The organism is Paenibacillus sp. J5 (genome assembly GCF_054955055.1).
In genome coordinates this window covers 287,065-308,240 of the sequence record NZ_JBUEDD010000001.1, presented here as the reverse complement: position 1 = coordinate 308,240, position 21,176 = coordinate 287,065, and the positions used below count along the sequence as shown (strand labels likewise).

The following is a 21,176-nucleotide window of genomic DNA, read 5'->3' as shown; positions in this document are numbered from 1 at the left end:
CGCCAGAGCGCACACTGCCAGCGAAGACATACCGGGTACAACCAGATTTTTGCGGGAGAGAAGGAGACGATGAACGTGGCATTTGAGAAAGAAGCCCTTTTTTGGAATGACAGGTTTGATGGTGACGACGTTACGCCTACGAAGCTGCCCTATAACAAATCGCCCAACCACGCTGCAGCGAAGGTACAGACGATAGCCGGCGAGCTGTCTGCGGAGGTATCGCAACAGATGATTCAGCTAAGCAGAGGCTCGAGCTTGGCGACATACATGGTGTTGTTAGCGGGCGTGCAATGCCTGCTGTACAAATATACGAGCGAGCAGACGATCCTAATCGGCATGCCGGTGGTCAGCAAGCCGGGGGAAGCGTCAGGGCATATCAGCCCGGTCGTCATGCTCAAGGAGACGTTAAGCGCGGATCAGTCCTTCAAGGCGCTATTGAACCAGGTGAAGCTTTCCTTGACGGAGGCGATCAAGCATCAGAACATCCCGTTTCGGAGAATGACAGAACGGTTGGAGCTTCAATATATCGACGGCGTTCCGGTCGTCAACACGCTTGTTTCCTTGAAGGAAATTCACACCGCGGATGTCAGTCAGCATGTCGTGACCGATCTAGCATTGCAGTTCTCGCTGGAGAACGGTCGGGTTAGCTACCAGCTTGCGTACAATGAGAATGTGTATCATGCATCCTTCATAAATCAGGCGATCCACCATCTGCATCGGCTGTTCGCGATCGTGCTGTCTACGCCCGAGCTGGAGATCGGCCAGGTAGATATGTTGCAGGATGCGGAGAAGCAGCAGTTGCTGCACGCCTTCAATGAGACGAGCACGGCGTACCCGCGTGAACGAACGATCCATCAGTTGTTCGAGGAGCAAGCAGAGCAAACGCCGGAAGCGGTGGCGGTCGTGTATGAGCAGGAGCATCTGACCTATCGCGAGCTGAATGAACGGGCGAATCGGCTGGCGCGGACATTGCGCGCAAGGGGAGTGCAGGCGGACGAGCTTGTCGGTCTGATGACAGAGCGCTCGCTGGAGATGATTGTTGGCATTATGGCGATCCTGAAGGCTGGCGGGGCTTATGTGCCGATTGATCCAGAGTATCCAGAGGAGCGCATCCGCTACATGCTGGACGATTCGGGGGCGGGGGTGCTGCTGGCTCAGCGTGATCTGTACACACGGGCATCCTTTGACGGTGTCTGGATCGATCTGGACGATGAGGCTTCCTATGATGAGAACGGCTCGAATCTGGAGTCTGTCAACGGGTCGGAGCATCTGACCTATGTTATCTATACCTCGGGTACGACCGGTAAGCCCAAGGGCAATCTGACGACTCATCGCAACATTATTCGTGTCGTGCGCAACACCAACTACGTCAATGTGAACGAGAAGGACAGTGTGCTGCAATTATCCAGCTATTCCTTCGACGGCTCGACATTCGATATTTTCGGAGCGCTATTGAATGGAGCCAGGCTGATTCTTGTCCCGAAGGACACGATGCTGGAAGTGGGAAAATTGGCGGATTTGATCGAACAACAGCACATTTCGGTGATGTTTATAACGACTGCTTTTTTCAATGTGCTCATCGATATGAAGCCGGATTGCCTGCGTTACATCCGCGCGGTGTTGTTCGGCGGAGAGCGGGTTTCCGTCAACCATGTGCGCAAAGCGCTGGAGCATCTGGGGCCGGGCAAAATCAAGCATGTGTACGGCCCGACAGAGAGCACGGTATTTGCAACCTGTCATGATGTGAATGACGTACCCGAGGATACAATCACCGTTCCGATCGGACGGCCGATCAGCAACACGGCGATCTACATCGTCGACGCACAGAACAGACCGCAGCCGCTTGGCGTTGCCGGGGAGCTGTGCGTGGCTGGTGATGGACTGGCCAGAGGCTATCTGAACCGTCCCGAGCTGACGGCGGAGAAATTCGCAGACAACCCGTTTGCGCCTGGCGAGCGGATGTACCGGACGGGCGACCTGGCCAGATGGCTGCCGGATGGCACGATCGAGTACGTGGGCCGGATCGATGATCAGGTGAAAATCCGCGGCTTCCGCATCGAGCTGGGCGAGATCGAATCGCATCTGCTGAAGCTGGGGGCGATCGAGAAGGCGACGGTCGTGGTTCGTGAAACCGAGGGAGGCGAGAAGCAGCTCTGCGCGTACTTCGTAGCGGACAGCAAGCTTATGCCTAGCGAGCTTAGAACCGTCCTGTCCCAAGAGCTTCCGGGTCATATGATCCCGACGTACTTCGTGCAGTTGGAGCAGATGCCGCTGACGACGAATGGGAAGGTGGATCGAAGAGCGCTTCCGGCTCCGGAGGACAGCATGCAGATAGGGATGGACTATGTGGCGCCACGAACGCCGCTGGAGGCGAAGCTGGCGCACATCTGGCAGGAGGTGCTGGGGCTGGAGAGAGTCGGCATCCAGGACAACTTCTTCGAGCTTGGCGGCCACTCGTTGCGCGCGACGACGCTCGTTGGCAGAATTCACAAGGAATTGAATGTCAGTCTGCCGTTAAAGGATGTGTTTCGCTCAGCTACCGTCGAGAAGATGGCTGAAGCCATTCAGGGGATGGCGCAGCAGCAGTACGAGGAGATTCCTCAGACAGAGGCCAGAGAGCATTACCCGGTATCGTCCGCGCAGAAGCGGCTGTACATCCTGCACCAGCTCGAAGGAGCGGAGCAGAGCTACAACATGCCGGGAGCGCTGCTGCTGGAGGGGAGCCTTGAGAGGGAACGGCTGGAAGCAGCCTTCCACGCTCTGATCGCACGTCATGAGACGCTGCGCACGGGGTTCGAGCTTGTAGACGGCGAACCGGTGCAACGAGTCTACCCGGAGGCGGCATTTGCCGTGGAGTATATGGAGGCCACCGAAGCAGAAGCGGAGCGCAAGGTGCGTGAATTCATCCGTGCGTTCGATCTGAAGCAGCCACCGCTCCTGCGCGTAGGCTTGGTTCAACTGGCGGAGGAGCGCCACATCCTGCTCGTGGACATGCACCATATCATCTCGGACGGTGTGTCGGTGGATGTCCTCGTCGAGGAATTCGCCCGCCTGTATGGCGGTGAGGAGCTGCCTGCGCTGCGTATTCAGTACAAGGATTATGCCGTATGGCAGCAATCTGCCGCGCAGCGCGACCATCTCAAGCAGCAGGAGGGGTATTGGCTGAATCAGTTCAGCGGGGAGCTGCCGGTGCTGGAGCTGCCGACCGATTATGCGCGTCCTGCTGTGCAGCGCTACGAGGGGCGGACGCTGCAGTTCCGTCTGAATGCGGAGCAGAGCGAGGGCCTGAAGCGGATTGCAGCGGAGAACGGCGCGACGCTGTACATGGTATTGCTGGCGGCGTATACCGTCCTGCTGCATAAGTACACGGGTCAGGAAGATATCGTCGTCGGCACGCCGATCGCAGGAAGAACCCATGGCGATCTGCAGCCATTGATCGGGATGTTTGTCAACACGCTGGCGCTGCGTAGCTGCCCGGCTGGGGAGAAGAGCTTCCTGTCTTATCTGGAGGAAATCAAGCAAACAACCTTGGGTGCGTATGAGCATCAGGATTATCCGTTTGAACAGTTGGTCGAAGCATTGCAGGTCGCGCGCGATCTGAGCCGCAGTCCACTCTTCGACACGATGTTCTCGCTGCAAAACATCGAGAACAAGGCATTTGCGCTCGAGGGGCTTCGCCTGACGACGTTCCCGAGCGAGTACGGAATGTCCAAATTCGATCTGAGCCTCGACGTCATGGAGAGCAGCGGCGGTCTGGAATGCGCCCTCGAATATGCCACGGCCTTGTTCAAGCAAGCAACGATGGAGCGTCTGGCGAAGCATTTCGAGCAATTAGTTGCTGCTATTGTCGAGAATCCAGGCGCGAAGCTCGCAGCATTCAGCATCCTGACGGCGAAGGAGCAGGAGCAGCTTAAGCGTGTATTCAATCCAGAGACGGCGCCGCCAGAGCTGGAGAAGACGTTCCATCAGTTGTTCGAGGAGCAGGTGGAGCGGAGCCCTGAGGCGACGGCGGTCGTGTATACGAACCAGCGTCTCACCTATCGCGAGCTGAACGAGCGTGCGAACCGTCTGGCACGCAGGCTGCGGGGGCAAGGAGTGAAGCCGGATCAACTGGTCGGCATTCTGGCCGATCGGTCGGTGGATCTGCTGGTCGGGGTGCTGGCGGTATGGAAGGCAGGCGGAGCCTATGTGCCGCTCGACCCGGATTATCCGTCCGACCGTATCCGGTTCATGCTGGAGGATAGCGGCGCCGAGGTGCTGCTGACGCAGACACATCTGGCGGAGCGCGCGCAGGAGTGGCTGACGGAGGCGCAGGCGCTGCAGGCTGTGCTGTGTCTGGACGATGAAACGCTGTACAGTGTAGTTGCGTCGGATGACCCGAGCCATCAGAATCTGCCGCATGTCAACGAGCCGGGCGATCTGGCCTATGTAATCTATACGTCGGGGACGACCGGACGGCCGAAGGGCGTCATGATCGAGCACCGCAGTCTGGTCAATACGGCGGATGGCTATCGGCGGGAGTACCGACTGGGCGAGTTCCCGGTACGGCTGCTGCAACTGGCGAGCTTCTCCTTTGACGTATTCGTCGGCGACATCGCGCGGACGCTGTACAACGGCGGAACGATGGTCATCTGTCCGCAGGATGACCGGATCGACCCTGCCCGGCTGCATGCCTGGATTCGGGACGAGGAGATTACGCTCTTCGAATCGACGCCAGCGCTGATCGTGCCGTTCATGAGCTATATCGCGGAGCAGGGGCTGGAGCTTCCTTCGCTGCAACTGCTGATTACGAGCTCGGATAGCTGTAGCGTAGGAGATTACCGCGAGCTGCAGGAGCGGTTTGGCGCGCAGATTCGCATCATTAACGCCTATGGCGTAACGGAAGCAGCGATCGATTCGAGCTACTACGAGGAGCCGCTGGAGAAGCTGCCGGAGACAGGGAATGTGCCGATCGGCAAGGCGTGGCTGAATGCCCGGTTTGCGATCGTAGATGCGCATCTGAATCCGGTGCCGGTGGGCGTGCTGGGCGAGCTGTGCATTGGCGGAGCAGGCGTAGCGCGTGGCTACTGGAATCAGCCGGAGCTGACGGAGGAGAAATTCGTGCCGAGTCCGTTCGAGGCTGGAGAGCGGCTATACCGGACGGGCGATCTGGCGAGATGGATGCCGGATGGGAACGTGGACTTTATCGGACGGATCGACCACCAGGCGAAAATCCGGGGCTACCGGATCGAGATTGGCGAGATCGAATCGCAGTTGCTGAAGGCGGAAGGCGTGCGGGAAGCGGTCGTGGTGGTGCGCGAGGACGCAGGCGGGGAGAAGGCTCTGTGCGCGTACTACACGGCGGAGGGCGAGTGCAAGGCGAGCGAGCTGAGAGCGGCGCTGTCGCAGGAGCTGCCAGGCTATATGATCCCGTCGTACTTCGTGCAGTTGGAGCGACTGCCGCTGACCGCGAACGGCAAGATCGACCGCAAGGCGCTGCCAGCACCGGAAGGCGGACAGCGGGGCGTGGAGCATGTGGCGCCACGAACTGCGCTGGAGGCGGAGCTGGTGCGCATCTGGCAGGAGGTGCTTGGAGCTGCGCAGGTGGGCATTCGCGACAACTTCTTCGAGCTTGGCGGCCACTCGCTGCGGGCGACGACGCTGGTCAGCAAGATTCACAAGGAGCTGAACGTGGAGCTGCCGCTGCGGGAGGTGTTCCGCCACGCGACAATCGAGGACATGGCGGGGGCGATCACCCAGATGGAGCGAGATGAGCATGTGTCCATTCCTGCGGCTGAAGCGAGCGACTATTACCCGATGTCCTCGGCGCAGAGACGGCTGTATATTTTGCGCCAGATGGCGGAGGTGGAGCAGAGCTATAACATGCCGGGAGCGATGCTGCTGGAGGGGGCGCTCGACCGGGCGCGGTTCGAAGCGGCGTTCGGCGCTCTGATCGCGCGTCATGAGACGCTGCGCACCGGATTCGAGCTGGTGGACGGCGAGCCGATGCAGCGCATCTACCCGCAGGTAGACTTTGCAGTAGAGTACAAGCAGGCGGCTAACGAGCGGGAGGCGGACGAGCTCGTGCGCGAATTTGTCCGACCGTTTGACCTTACGACACCACCGCTGCTGCGGGTCGGCTTGATCGAGCTGAAGCAGGATCGCCATGTTCTGATGTTCGACATGCATCACATCATCTCTGACGGCATTTCGACGGATGTTCTGGTGGAGGAGTTCATCTCCCTGTATGCCGGGGAAGAGCTGCCATCGTTGCGCATTCAGTACAAGGACTATGCGGTATGGCAGCAGTCCGAGTCCCAGAAGGAGCGGATCAGGCAGCAGGAGGCGTACTGGCTGGAGCAGCTAGGCGGAGAGCTGCCCGTATTGGAGCTGCCGCTGGATTACGTGCGCCCTGCGGTACAGCAGTTCCATGGGCACACGCTGCATTTCCGGATCGATGCGCAGAAGGTCGAGGGCTTGCGGCAGATCGCAGCGGACAGCGGAGCGACGCTGTATATGGTGCTGCTGGCAGCCTATAACGTCTTGCTGCACAAGTATACGGGCCAAGAGGACATGATTGTCGGCACGCCGATTGCGGGCAGAACCCACGAAGACCTGCAGCCGCTGATCGGGATGTTCGTCAATACGCTGGCCATCCGCAGTTATCCGGCCGGGGGCAAGACATTCCTCTCCTACTTGGAGGAAGTCAAGGAAGCGACCTTCGGAGCTTACGAGCATCAGGACTACCCGTTCGAGGAACTGGTGGAGAAATTGGAGGTGACCCGAGATTTAAGCCGCAACCCGCTCTTTGACACGATGTTTGCGCTGCAAAACACGGAAAACAAGGAGCTTGCGCTCGAAGGGCTGCAACTGAAGCCGTATCCGAGCGAGTATACGGTGGCAAAATTCGATCTGATACTGGACATAACGGAGGGGAATGACGATCTGGGGTGCAGCATAGAATATGCGACCTCCTTATATAGACAGGAAACGATGGAACGGATGGCCAAGCATTACGAGCAACTGCTCGGGGCCATCGTATCTTCACCGCAAGCGACCCTCGCGACGCTCGGCATGCTGACGGCGCAAGAAGAGGAGCAGCTTCACCATGTGTTCAATGACACGGCAGCGGACTATCCGTCCGGGGCGACCATCCATCAATTGATCGAGGAGCAGGCAGAACGGACGCCGGAGCATGCGGCGGTCGTATTCGAGGGCAGCCAGCTCTCGTACAGGGAGCTGAACGAGAGAGCCAATCAGTTGGCGCGAACCTTGAGAGCGGAGGGCGTGCAGGTGGACGAGCCGGTCGGCCTCATGCTGGAGCGCTCACTGGAGATGATCGTCGGAATTCTCGCGGTATTAAAGGCGGGGAGCGCGTATGTGCCGATTGATCCCGAATACCCGGAGGAGCGCATCCGCTATATGCTGGAGGATAGCGGCGCCAAGCTGCTGCTGGTGCAGAGCCGTCTGCGGGATCGTGTGGCCTTTGAAGGGAAGCTCATCACGGTCGATGACGAGCAGGCCTATGCCGAGGATCGTTCCAATCTGGAGCCGGTAGTCGGGCCGAATCATCTGGCTTATGTAATCTACACATCAGGAACAACGGGCAAGCCCAAAGGCGTAATGGTGGAGCATCACGGGCTGTGCAGCTTGAAGCTGATGTTTGCCGGCACTCTGGGCATAACCGATCAGGATCGAGTCGTCCAGTTCGCCAGCCTCTCCTTCGACGCGGCGTGCTGGGAAATCTACAAGGCTCTGTTCTTCGGAGCCACCCTGTATATCCCGACGGCTGCGACGATTCTGGATGTTCCATTGTTCGAAAGCTATATGAATGAACACGGGATTACAGCGGGGATTCTGCCTCCGACCTATGCGACCTACCTGAAGCCGGAGCATATGCCCCGCTTCAAGAAGCTGATTACAGGAGGCTCGGCGGTATCCGTTGAGCTGGTGAAGCAATGGAAGGACAAGGTGGCGTATTTCAATGCCTATGGCCCAACGGAAGCTTCCATCGTCACGTCGATGTGGACGGCTCCGTCAGGCGCATTCGAGCAAAAGTCAGTGCCGATCGGCCGCCCGATTGCGAACCATCAGATCTACATTCTGGATGCATACAACCAACCGCTGCCTGTCGGCGTGGCCGGGGAATTATGCATTGCGGGCGTTGGTCTGGCACGCGGTTATTTGAACCGTCCCGAGCTGACGGCGGAGAAGTTCGTCGATCATCCATTCGCTCCAGGGGAGCGCATGTACCGGACAGGAGACTTGACGCGCTGGCTGCCCGACGGCAATATCGAGTATTTGGGACGCATCGACCATCAGGTGAAAATTCGCGGTTACCGCATCGAGCTTGGCGAGATCGAGGAGCAATTGTTGAAGGTGGCACAGGTGCAAGAAGCGATCGTGCTTGCGCGCGAGGACGAGAGCGGACAAAATCAGCTCTGCGCTTACTTTGTGGCGCACGGGGTGCTGACGGCGAGCGAGCTGAGGGCGGCGCTGTCACAGGAGCTGCCGGGCTACATGATTCCGTCCTATTTCATGCAGCTTGAGCAGATGCCGATCACGCAGAACGGGAAGATCGACCGCAAGGCGCTGCCCGCCCCGGAAGGCAATATGCATACCGGTGGGGAGTATATTGCACCGAGAAGCGAGGCGGAGAAGACGCTGGCTGCGGTCTGGAAGGCAGTGCTCGGAGCGGAGCGTATCAGCGTGACGGATCATTTCTTCGAGCTTGGCGGCGATTCGATCAAGTCGATTCAGGTATCGTCACGGCTGCATCAGGCCGGCTACAAGCTGGAGATTCGCGACTTGTTCAAATACCCGACTGTTGCCCAGCTCAGCCATCACATCAGGCCGATTGCCCGCATGGCCGATCAGGGCGAGGTGACCGGAGAGGTGGCGCTTGCTCCTATCCAGCGCTGGTTTTTTGAACAGCAATTCGCCGACCCGCACCACTTTAACCAATCGGTGATGCTCTATCGCAAGCAAGGCTTCAATGAAGCGGCGATCCGCAAGGTGCTGCAACGACTCGCTGAGCATCATGACGCGCTGCGTATTGTCTTCCGCCAGACGGAACATGGATATCAGGCATGGAACCGGGGAGTCGGGGAAGGCGAGCTGTACAGCCTGGAAACGGTGGACCTCAAGGGAGTACAAGCAGGCTTGTATGAGCAGGCGCTCGAAGCCAGGGCGAATGACATTCAGAGCAGCATCAATCTCGAATCAGGGCCATTGGTGAAAAGTGGATTATTCCGCGGCGCAGACGGGGATCATTGGCTGATCGCCATCCACCATGGTGTTATCGATGGCGTATCGTGGCGGATTCTGCTGGAGGACATCGCGTCCGGGTATGAGCAAGCCGTGAACGGAGAGGAGATCCGTCTTCCGGCGAAGACCGATTCGTACCGTGTCTGGACAGAGCAGCTTGCGACCTATGCGCAAGGTGCGGCTATGAAGCGCGAGGAAGCCTATTGGCAGCGGATGGCGCAAACCGCCGTGCTGCCGCTGCCTAAGGATCAGGAAGCGGGGCTCTCCTTGCAGGAGGATAGCGAGACGATCACGATTCAGTGGAGCGCGGCCGAGACGGAGCTGCTGCTCAAGCAGGTTCACAAGGCGTATAACACCGAAATGAATGATATTCTGCTGACGGCGCTGGGAACGGCGATTCAGAGATGGAGCCGTCATGACCGGGTGCTGGTCAACCTGGAAGGTCATGGCCGTGAATCCATCCTGCCGGACATCGATATTACGCGCACTGTGGGATGGTTCACAAGCAAATATCCGGTGCTGCTGGAGATGGAGCCAGGCAAGGATATGTCCTACCAGATCAAGCAGACGAAGGAGATGCTGCGCCAGGTTCCGAACAAAGGGATCGGGTACGGCATATGGCGGTATTTATCGGAGCTTGCGGCGGCAGACGGATGGGGCGCGACGCCGCAGATCAGCTTCAACTACTTGGGTCAGTTCGATCAGGATCTGCAGCATAATGAGCTTGGCCTATCGCCGCTTGCCAGCGGGGCGCAGTGGAGCGGCAAGCAAGCCCGAAGCTATGTACTGGATATGAACGGAATGATTGCGGACGGCTCGCTGACGCTGGACCTTGGCTATAGCGGCAAGGAATACCGCAGGGAAACGATGGAGGAGCTGGCTTCATGCCTGCAGGAGAGCCTCCGCGAGCTGATCGCTCATTGTGCGGCGCAGGAGCGGACGGAGCTGACACCAAGCGATGTGCAGCTCAAGGGCTTGAGCCTGGAGGAGCTGGAGCAGCTTGCGGAGCAGACGCGCCATCTCGGACAGATTGAGAACATCTACGCGCTTACGCCCATGCAGAAGGGAATGTGGTTCCACAATACGATGAACCAGGATTCCGGCGCCTACTTCGAGCAGGCGAGATTTACGCTGCAAGGAGCGCTCCATATCGAGTGGTTTGCGCAAAGCTGGGAGGAGCTGGCGGTTCGTCATGCTGTATTGCGAACTAATTTCTATAGCGGCTGGAACGGGGAGCCGATGCAGATCGTGTTCCGCGACAGACGGATCGGATTTGCCTATAAGGACTTGACGGGTCTTCACGCGGCTGAGCAGCAAGCGCAGATCGATCAACTGGAGCAAGACGATAAAGCGCGCGGGTTCGATCTGCAGCGGGATGCGCTGGCGCGTGTAACGGTCATCCGCACAGCAGCCGAAAGCTGCCAGGTGCTCTGGAGCTTCCATCACATCCTGATGGATGGCTGGTGCTTGCCGCAGTTGACGAAGGAGCTGTTCGAGACGTATTCCGCCTACGTTCAGGATTCAGGGCGGGAAGACGCTTCGGAACGTAATGCAACGCCAGTCTACAGCCAATATATTGAGTGGCTGGAGCGGCAGAACATGGAAGCGGCAGCCCGTTATTGGGCCGGGTACCTGGCGGGCTACGAGGGGCAGACCGTGCTGCCGCAGGCCAAGACAGAGGAACGAAGCCCGGGGTATGCGCTGGAGCGCATCGTATGCGATCTGGGCAACGGCCTGAGCGAGCAGATGAGCCGTGTCGCCAAGCAGCACCAGGTGACCGTCAATACGCTCATGCAAGCGGCATGGGGCGTCATGCTCCAGAAATATAACGGCACCGGCGATGTCGTATTCGGCAATGTGGTGTCGGGAAGACCGGCGGAAATTCCGGGGATTGAGGAGATGATCGGACTCTTCATTAACACGATCCCGCTGCGCGTCGTTTCCGAGTCGGATATGAGCTTTGCCGAAGTGATGGGAAGATTGCAGGAGCAGGCATTGGAATCCGGTCGTTACGACTATTATCCGCTGTATGAGATTCAGGCCCAGAGCACGCAGAAGCAGGACCTGATCAGCCATATTATGGCGTTTGAGAATTATCCGGTCGATGAGCAGATGGAGCAGGCTGGACAGGAGGACAGCGGAAGACTGGCGATTGCTGATGTTGAGATGGCCGAGCAGACGAACTATGACTTCACGCTGACGGTGCTTCCCGGAGACAACATCCAGTTGCATCTGGATTACAATGCCCATGTGTATGATCGGGCGGACATGGAGCGGCTGAAGGGGCATCTGGTCCATCTCTTCGAGCAGATCGTCGACAATCCGCTGGCTGCTGTAGGAGAGCTGGAGCTGGCGACAGCCGGGGAGAAAGCCGAAATTGTGGAGCAATTTAATGACACGGCGACAGAGTATCCTCGGGACAAGACGCTTCATCAACTGATTGAGGAACAGGCGCAGCGGCGCCCGGATGCGGTGGCGCTGGTGCTTGAGGATCAGCAGTTCACCTACGGCGAGCTGAATGAGCGGGCCAACAAACTGGCGAGGACGCTGCGAGCTCAGGGCGTTGACAAGGATCATCTGGTCGCTCTGATGGCAGAGCGCTCCATGGAGATGATTGTGGGGATGCTGGCGATTCTCAAGGCCGGGGGAGCCTATGTGGCGATCGACCCGGAATATCCGGAGGAACGCATCCGCTACATGATCGAGGATTCGGGAGCCCAGGTGATGCTGGCGCAGCGCCAATTGCGCGAGCGCATTCCGACAGAGCGCACACTCATCTTCCTGGACGATGAGCAAGCGTACAGCGGCGATGGCTCCAATCTGGAGTCCGGCAACGAGGCGACTGACCTCGTGTGCGTCATTTATACATCCGGCACAACGGGCAAGCCGAAGGGCAATCTGACAACCCATCGCAACCTGATGCGGATTGTTCGCAATACGAATTACATTGAGATTACAGACCAGGATCATGTGTTGCAGTTGTCCAGCTACTCCTTCGACGGATCAGCCTTTGATATCTTCGGGGCGTTAACCAATGGAGCCAGACTCGTTCTGGTGCCGAAGGAAACGATGCTGGACGTCGAGCAATTGGCGAGTCTGATCGAACGGCAGCACATCTCGGTGATGCTGATTACAACCGCGTTCTTTAATGTGCTCGTTGACGCGAATGTCCATTGCTTGCGCCACCTGCGGGTGATCCTGTTCGGGGGCGAGCGGGTGTCCGTCAGTCATGTGCGCAAAGCGCTCAGCTATATCGGCCCAGGCAAGCTCAAGCATGCCTACGGGCCGTCGGAGAGTGCGGTCTATACGACCTGGCTGGACGTGAATGAGGTGAGCGCGGATGCCGTGAACATCCCGATCGGACAGCCGCTCAGCAACACGACGGTCTATATCGTTGACGCCCGGAACAAGCTGCAGCCGATTGGCGTTGCCGGGGAGCTGTGCGTAGGCGGAGACGGACTGGTTCGCGGCTACTTGAACCGTCCCGAGCTGACGGCAGAGAAATTTGTGGACAACCCGTTCGCGCCTGGCGAGCGGATGTACCGGACGGGCGACCTGGCCAGATGGCTGCCGGACGGCACGATCGAGTACGTGGGCCGGATCGATGATCAGGTGAAAATCCGCGGCTTCCGCATCGAGCTGGGCGAGATCGAATCCCATCTGCTCAAGGTGGAGCCGATCGAGAAGGCGACGGTCGTGGTTCGTGAAACCGAGGGAGGCGAGAAGCAGCTCTGCGCGTACTTCGTAGCGGGCAGCGAGCTTGCGGCAAGCGAGCTGAGAAGCGCCCTGTCCCAAGAGCTGCCGGGCTATATGATCCCGACGTACTTTGTGCAGCTGGAGCAGATGCCGCTGACGACGAACGGGAAGGTGGATCGAAGAGCGTTTCCAGCTCCAGAGGACAGCATGCAGACGGGGATGGACTATGTGGCGCCGCGCACGCTGCTGGAGGCGAAGCTGGCGCACATCTGGCAGGACGTGCTGGGGCTGGAGAGAGTCGGCGTCCAGGATAACTTCTTCGAGCTTGGCGGCCACTCGCTGCGCGCCACGACGCTCGTTGGCAGAATTCACAAGGAATTGAACGTCAGACTGCCGTTAAAGGACGTATTCAGATTCCCTACCGTCGAGGAGCTGGCGACAGCGATCGGCATCATGGAGCAGCAGGCTTACAGCTCCATCCCGGCGATTGAAGCCAGAGAGCATTACCCGGTATCGTCCGCGCAGAAGCGGCTGTACATCCTGCACCAGCTCGAAGGGGCGGAGCAGAGCTACAACATGCCAGGAGCGATGCTGCTGGAGGGAAGGCTTGAACGGGAACGATTCGAAGCGGTGTTCCGCGCGCTAGTCGCACGGCACGAGACACTGCGTACCGGCTTCGAGCTTGTAGACGGTGAACCGGTGCAACGGATCTACCCGGATACGGAGTTTGCGGTGGAGTATATGGAGAGCAGCGAAGCAGAAGCGGAGCGCAAGGTGCGCGAGTTCATCCGTGCGTTCGATCTGAAGCAGCCGCCGCTGCTACGCGTAGGCTTGATTCAACTGGCGGAGGAGCGCCACATCCTGCTCGTGGACATGCATCATATTATCTCGGACGGCGTGTCTACGGATGTCCTCGTCGAGGAATTCGCCCGCCTGTATGGCGGTGAGGAGCTGCCTGCGCTGCGGATTCAGTACAAGGATTATGCCGTATGGCAGCAATCCGCCGCGCAGCGCGAGCGTCTGAGGGAGCAGGAAGCGTACTGGTTGAGCAAGTTTAGCGGGGAGCTGCCGGTGCTGGAGCTGCCGACCGATTATGCGCGCCCTGCTGTGCAGCAATACGAGGGTCATACGCTGCAGCTTCGAATAGACGCAGAGCTGAGCGAGGGCTTGAAGCGAATCGCGGCGGAGAACGGCGCGACGCTGTATATGGTATTGCTGGCGGCGTATACCGTTCTGCTGCACAAGTATACGGGCCAGGAGGATATTGTCGTCGGCACGCCGATCGCAGGAAGAACCCATGGCGATCTGCAGCCATTGATCGGGATGTTCGTCAATACACTGGTGCTGCGCAACAGCCCGGCTGGGGAGAAGACCTTCCTGTCGTATCTGGAGGAAGTGAAGGAAACGACGTTGGGTGCCTATGAGCATCAGGATTATCCGTTTGAGGAATTAGTGGAGAAATTGCAGGTGGCCCGTGATTTGAGCCGCAGTCCGCTCTTCGACACGATGTTCTCGCTGCAAAACATCGAGAACAAGTCATTTGCGCTCGAGGGGCTTCGCCTGACGACGTTCCCGAGTGACTACGGGATGTCCAAATTCGATCTGAGCTTTGACGTCATGGAGGATGACGATGGCCTGGAATGCGCCCTCGAATATGCCACGGCCTTGTTCAAGCAAGCGACGATGGAGCGATTGGCGAAGCATTTCGTGCAATTGGTGACTGCTATTGTCGAGAATCCTGGCGCGAAGCTCGCAGCATTCGGCATCCTGACGGCAGAGGAGCAGGAGCAGCTTGAGCGTGTATTCAATCCAGAGACGGCGCCGCCGGAGCTGGAGAAGACGTTCCATCAGCTATTCGAGGAGCAGGCGGAGCGAAGCCCTGAGGCGATGGCGGTCGTGTATACGAACCAGCGTCTCACCTACCGCGAGCTGAACGAGCGTGCGAACCGTCTGGCGCGCAGGCTGCGGGGGCAAGGAGTGAAGCCGGATCAACTGGTTGGCATTCTGGCCGATCGGTCGGTGGAGCTGCTGGTCGGGGTGCTGGCGGTATGGAAGGCGGGAGGCGCTTATGTGCCGCTTGACCCGGATTATCCGTCCGACCGTATCCGGTTCATGCTGGAGGACAGCGGCGCCGAGGTGCTGCTGACGCAAACGCATCTGGCGGAGCGCGCGCAGGAGTGGCTGACGGAGGCGCAGGCGTTGCAGGCTGTGCTGTGTCTGGACGATGAGACGCTGTACAGCGAAGGAACGGCAACGAAGCGAATCGGAACCGAGTCAAATGCAAGCGTGCCGGGCCCTGTTCTCGGGCAGGACGGCACGGATGACCCGAGCCGCCTGAATCTGCCGCATGTCAACCAGCCTGGCGATCTGGCCTATGTAATCTATACGTCGGGGACGACCGGACGGCCGAAGGGCGTCATGATCGAGCACCGCAGTCTGGTCAATACGGCGGACGGCTATCGCCGGGAGTACCGACTGGGCGAGTTCCCGGTACGGCTGCTGCAACTGGCGAGCTTCTCCTTCGACGTGTTCGTCGGGGATATCGCACGGACGCTGTACAACGGCGGAACGATGGTCATCTGTCCGCAGGATGACCGGATCGACCCTGCCCGGCTGCATGCCTGGATTCGGAACGAGGAGATTACGATCTTCGAATCGACGCCAGCGCTGATCGTGCCGTTCATGAGCTATATCGCGGAGCAGGGGCTGGAGCTTCCTTCGCTGCAACTGCTGATCACGAGCTCGGATAGCTGCAGCGTAGGGGATTACCGCGAGCTGCAGGAGCGGTTTGGCGCGCAGATTCGCATCATTAACGCGTATGGCGTGACGGAAGCAGCGATCGATTCGAGCTACTACGAGGAGCCACTGGAGAAGCTGCCGCAGACAGGGAATGTGCCGATCGGCAAGGCGTGGCTGAATGCCCGGTTTGCGATTGTAGATGCGCATCTGAATCCGGTGCCGGTGGGCGTGCTGGGCGAGCTGTGCATTGGCGGAGCAGGCGTAGCGCGTGGCTACTGGAATCAGCCGGAGCTGACGGAGGAGAAATTCGTGCCGAGTCCGTTCGAGTCCGGGGAGCGTCTCTACCGGACAGGCGATCTGGCGAGATGGATGCCGGATGGGAACGTGGACTTTATCGGACGGATCGACCACCAGGCGAAAATCCGGGGCTACCGGATCGAGATTGGCGAGATCGAATCGCAGTTGCTGAAGGCGGAAGGCGTGCGGGAAGCGGTCGTGGTGGTGCGCGAGGACGCAGGCGGGGAGAAGGCTCTGTGCGCGTACTACACAGCGGAGGGCGAGCGCAAGGCGAGCGAGCTGCGAGCGGCGCTGTCACAAGAGCTGCCAGGCTATATGATCCCGTCGTACTTCGTGCAGTTGGAGCGACTGCCGCTGACTGCGAACGGCAAGATTGACCGCAAGGCGCTGCCAGCACCGGAAGGCGGACAGCGGGGCGTGGAGCATGTGGCGCCACGAACTGCGCTGGAGGCGGAGCTGGTGCGCATCTGGCAGGAGGTGCTCGGAGCTACGCAGGTGGGCATTCGCGACAACTTCTTCGAGCTTGGCGGCCACTCGCTGCGGGCGACGACGCTGGTCAGCAAGATTCACAAGGAGCTGAACGTGGAGCTGCCGCTGCGGGAGGTGTTCCGCCACGCGACAATCGAGGACATGGCGACAGCCATCAGCCAGATGGAGCAAGCTGAGCATGTGTCCATTCCTGTAGCTGAAGCGAGCGACTACTATCCGCTATCCTCCACGCAGAAACGGCTGTACATCCTGCACCAGATGGAGGAAGCGCAGCAGAGCTACAACATGCCGGGAGCGATGCTGCTGGAAGGGGCGCTTGACCGGGAACGGTTCGAAGCGGCATTCCGCGCTCTGATCGCGCGTCACGAGACGCTGCGCTCCGGGTTTGAGCTGGTGGGCGGCGAGCCAGTGCAGCGAATTCACCCGCAGGTGGACTTCGCGGTGGAGTACAAGCAGGCCGAAGATGAACAGGAAGCCGCTCGGCTCGTGCACAGCTTCATTCGCTCCTTTGAGCTTACGGAGCCTCCGCTGCTGCGGATCGGCTTGATCGAGCTGGGGCAGAGCCGCCATGTTCTGATGTTCGACATGCACCATATTATCTCGGATGGCGTGTCCATGGAAATTCTGGTGGAGGAGTTTGTCCGCTTGTACAGCGGGGAAGAGCTGTCGCCTCTGCGCATTCAATACAAGGACTATGCCGTGTGGCAGCAGTCTGAGTCGCAGAAGGAACGGATGAAGCAGCAGGAAGCGTACTGGCTGGAGCAACTGGGCGGGGAGCTTCCGGTGCTTGAGCTGCCGACCAATTTCGCTCGTCCAGTATTCCGCAGCTTCAAGGGAGATTCATACGAGTTCGTAATTGACGCGCGCAAGAGCGCGGCCCTGCGGCAGCTTGCCGCGGAGTCGGGAGCGACGCTGTATATGGTGCTGATGGCTCTGTATACGACGCTGCTTCATAAATATTCCGGCCAGGAGGACATCATCGTCGGCTCGCCAATTGCCGGCAGAAATCATGGCGATCTGGAGCCGCTGATCGGAATGTTTGTCAACACGCTGGCGATTCGCAGCTATCCGTCCGGTGAGAAATCCTTCCGCTCCTTCCTGAAGGAAGTGCAGGAAACGACGATGCAGGCCTATGAGCACCAGGATTACCCGTTCGAGGAGCTGGTGGAGCAAGTCCAGGTAACTCGCGACGTCAGCCGTAATCCGCTCTTCGACACGCTGCTGGTCATGCAGAACGTCGAGGAAGGGGAATTCGCAATTGACGGGCTGCGTCTGGCACCTTTTGCGAATGAACGGTCGGTAGCCAAGTTTGATCTGACGCTGGAGGTTGCAGAGGACGCCGACAAGCTGGTATGCGGCATCGAATACGCGACAGCGTTATACACGAGGGAGACGGTGGAACGGTTGGCGAAGCATTTCGACCAGCTAGTGGAGGCGGTCATCCAGACCCCGTCCGCGCCGATTGAAGCGCTGGACATGGTGACAGCGGAAGAGCGAATTCAACTGCTTCACGCCTTCAACGATACCGAGGCGGAATATCCGCGAGAGCAGACGATTCACGGGCTGTTCGAGGAGCAGGCGGAGCGTCATCCGGGTGCCGTCGCGGTCGAGTATGAGGACGAGCGGCTGACATACCGCGAGCTGAACGAGCGGGCGAACCGTCTGGCGCGCACCTTGCGCGGGCAAGGCGTAAGAGCGGATCAGCTTGTGGGCATTATGGCGGAGCGTTCGCCATCCATGGTGGTTGGGATACTCGCCATCCTGAAGGCGGGCGGGGCCTATGTGCCGATCGATCCCGACTACCCGGAGGAGCGCATCCGCTATATGCTGGACGATTCGGGTACCCAGGTGCTGCTGCTGCCATCGCATCTGCAGGACAAGGCAGCCTTCACAGGAGTGACCCTGCTGCTGGATGACGAGCAGACCTATGCAGCGGATGGCACGAATCTTGCCTCGGTGAACGAGCCGTATGATCTGGCCTATGTCATCTACACGTCGGGAACGACAGGCAAGCCGAAGGGCACCTTGATCGAGCACAAGAACGTGGTGCGGCTGCTGTTCAACAGTAGGAACCTGTTCGACTTCGGCCCGGCGGATACATGGACGTTGTTCCACTCGTTCTGCTTCGACTTCTCGGTATGGGAGATGTACGGGGCGCTGCTGTACGGAGGCAAGCTGGTCATTGTTCCGCCGATGACGGCGAAGCACCCGGCGCAGTTCCTGCACTTGCTGAAGGAGCGCGAGGTCACGATCCTGAACCAGACGCCGACCTACTTCTACCAGTTGCTGCGTGAAGCGCTGGCAGAGAGCGGACAGACGCTGAGCCTGCGCAAGGTGATTTTCGGTGGCGAGGCGCTGGCGCCGCAGCAGCTCAAGGAGTGGAGGAAGCGATACCCGGCAACGCAACTGATCAATATGTACGGGATCACGGAAACGACGGTGCATGTGACGTACAAGGAAATTACCGAGGTGGAGATTGCCGAGGGAAGAAGCAACATCGGTAGGCCGATCCCGACGCTGAAGGTGTATGTGCTGGATGCGAACCGAAGATGCGTGCCAGTGGGCGTAGCGGGCGAGATGTATGTGGCGGGCGAAGGACTGGCGCGGGGCTACCTGAACCGGCCGGAGCTGACGGCAGAGAAGTTCGTGGACGATCCGTTCACGCCTGGCAAGCGGCTGTACCGGTCAGGAGACCTGGCGAGATGGCTGCCGGACGGCAACATCGAGTATATGGGCCGGATCGACCATCAAGTGAAGGTACGGGGGTACCGGATCGAGCTCGGGGAAGTGGAAGCGCAGTTGTTGAAGCTGGAGCCGGTGCAGGAAGCCGTCGTCATGGCGCGCGAGGATGGCAGTGGAGAGAAGCAGCTCTGCGCGTACCTGGTGGCAGATAAGGCGCTGACGGTGAGCGAGCTGCGAGGCTGGCTGTCGGAGGAGCTGCCAGGGTATATGATTCCGTCGTATTTCGTGCAGCTTGAGAGGATACCGCTGACGGCGAACGGGAAGACGGATCGCAAGGCGCTGCCAGCGCCAGAGGGAAGCGTGAATACCGGTGCGGAATACATCGCGCCGCGCACCCCGCTGGAGGAGCAGCTCGTGCGGATGTGGCAGGAGGTGCTCGGAGCCGAGAGGATCGGAGTGAAGGATAACTTCTTCGATCTGGGCGGTCATTCCCTGAGAGCGACAGCATTGGTCAGCAAGCTCTACAAGGAGCTGAGCATCAATCTGCCGCTGCGGGACGTATTCCGCCTCCAGACCATTGAGGAGATGGCGCAGGCGATCGCCGACATGGCGCACATGGCCTATGCATCCATACCTGTCGCCGAGGAGAGGGCGTACTATCCACTAGCCTCGGCGCAAAAGCGGCTGTACATTCTGCATCAACTGGAAGGCGCAGAGCAGAGCTACAACATGCCGGAATTCATGATGCTCGAAGGTTCACTGAATCGCGAGCGGTTTGAAGAGGCGTTCAGAAAGCTGATCGCACGGCATGAGATTTTGCGCACCGGCTTTGAGATGGTGCATGGCGAACCGGTACAGCGGGTACACGCGCAAGTCGAATTTGAGGTGGAGTACGGGCAGTCTGACGAAGCAGAGGTCGAGGCTATAGTCCGCCGGTTCGTCCGCACCTTTGATTTGAAGCAGGCGCCGCTGCTGCGCGTCGGACTCGTCGAGCTGGAGCCGGAGCGCCATCTGCTGATGGTGGACATGCATCACTTGATTTCCGACGGTGTCTCGATGGGAATTTTGGTGGATGAATGGTCCCGACTCTATGCCGGCGAGGAGCTGCCTGCTTTGCGGATTCAGTATAAGGATTATGCCGTATGGCAGCAGCAGGAGGCGCAGCGCGAGCGCATGAATCAGCACGAGGAATATTGGCTGCGCACATTCGAAGGGGAGCTGCCTGTGGCAGACCTGCCAACGGATTACGAGCGGCCTGCGGTGCGAAGCTTCGAAGGAGCACAGGTCGAATTCGAGCTCGATGCCGAGCTTGCACGGCAATTGAACGAATTGGCGATCACCCGCGGCAGCACGCTGTATATGGTTCTCTTATCTGCTTATCATGTGCTGCTCTCCAAGTACAGCGGACAGGAAGACATCATCGTGGGAACGCCTGTCGCAGGCAGAACACATCCCGATGTGGAGCCGCTGCTCGGAATGTTTGTCAACACGCTCGCCATCCGCAATTATCCAGTGGGAGACAAGACATTTGCTTCCTTCCTGGAAGAAGTCAAGGAAACGACTTTGGGCGCCTTCGAGCATCAAGAGTATCCTTTCGAGGAGCTTGTAGAGCGATTGAAGGTGAGACGGGACGCAAGCCGCAATCCGCTGTTCGACACGATGTTCGTCATGCAGAACACCGAGGCGCGTGAAGCCCGGTTAGAAGAGCTGCACTTGACCCCATATGTGCTCGATCATACGAATGATGCGAAGTTCGATCTTTCCTTGTTTGTAGCGGAAGATAACGGCGTCATCACGGGCGGCTTCCAGTACTGCACCAAGCTGTTCAAACCGGCGATGATTCATAAAATGATAAAGGATTACGTGTTCGTATTGTCGCAGATTTGCGACGACCCGGGCATCCTGTTACATCAGATCCAGTGCCATGCGCCTGCGGCAAGCCGCCAAGGCTCACTGGAAGACATTGAATTTGCATTCTAGACAGAAATGAAGGAAGGCATCAGCTATACCGCAATAGGCCCGATAGA

Annotated in this window: 1 protein-coding gene; it reads left to right on the top strand. The window is 59.0% G+C overall.

Annotation, left to right across the window (positions count from 1 at the left end; translation table 11 throughout):
- Nucleotides 1-69: 69 nt before the first annotated feature.
- A complete protein-coding gene (locus tag ACY1JZ_RS01075) occupies nucleotides 70-21,129 on the top strand; it encodes a non-ribosomal peptide synthetase (RefSeq protein WP_462627684.1) in 21,060 nt (7,019 codons plus the stop codon).
- Nucleotides 21,130-21,176 lie beyond the last annotated feature (47 nt).

Coding starts and splice junctions, on each gene's coding strand:
- ACY1JZ_RS01075 (WP_462627684.1), top strand. CDS start 70: ATGAACGTGGCATTTGAGAAAGAAGCCCTTTTTTGGAATGACAGGTTT.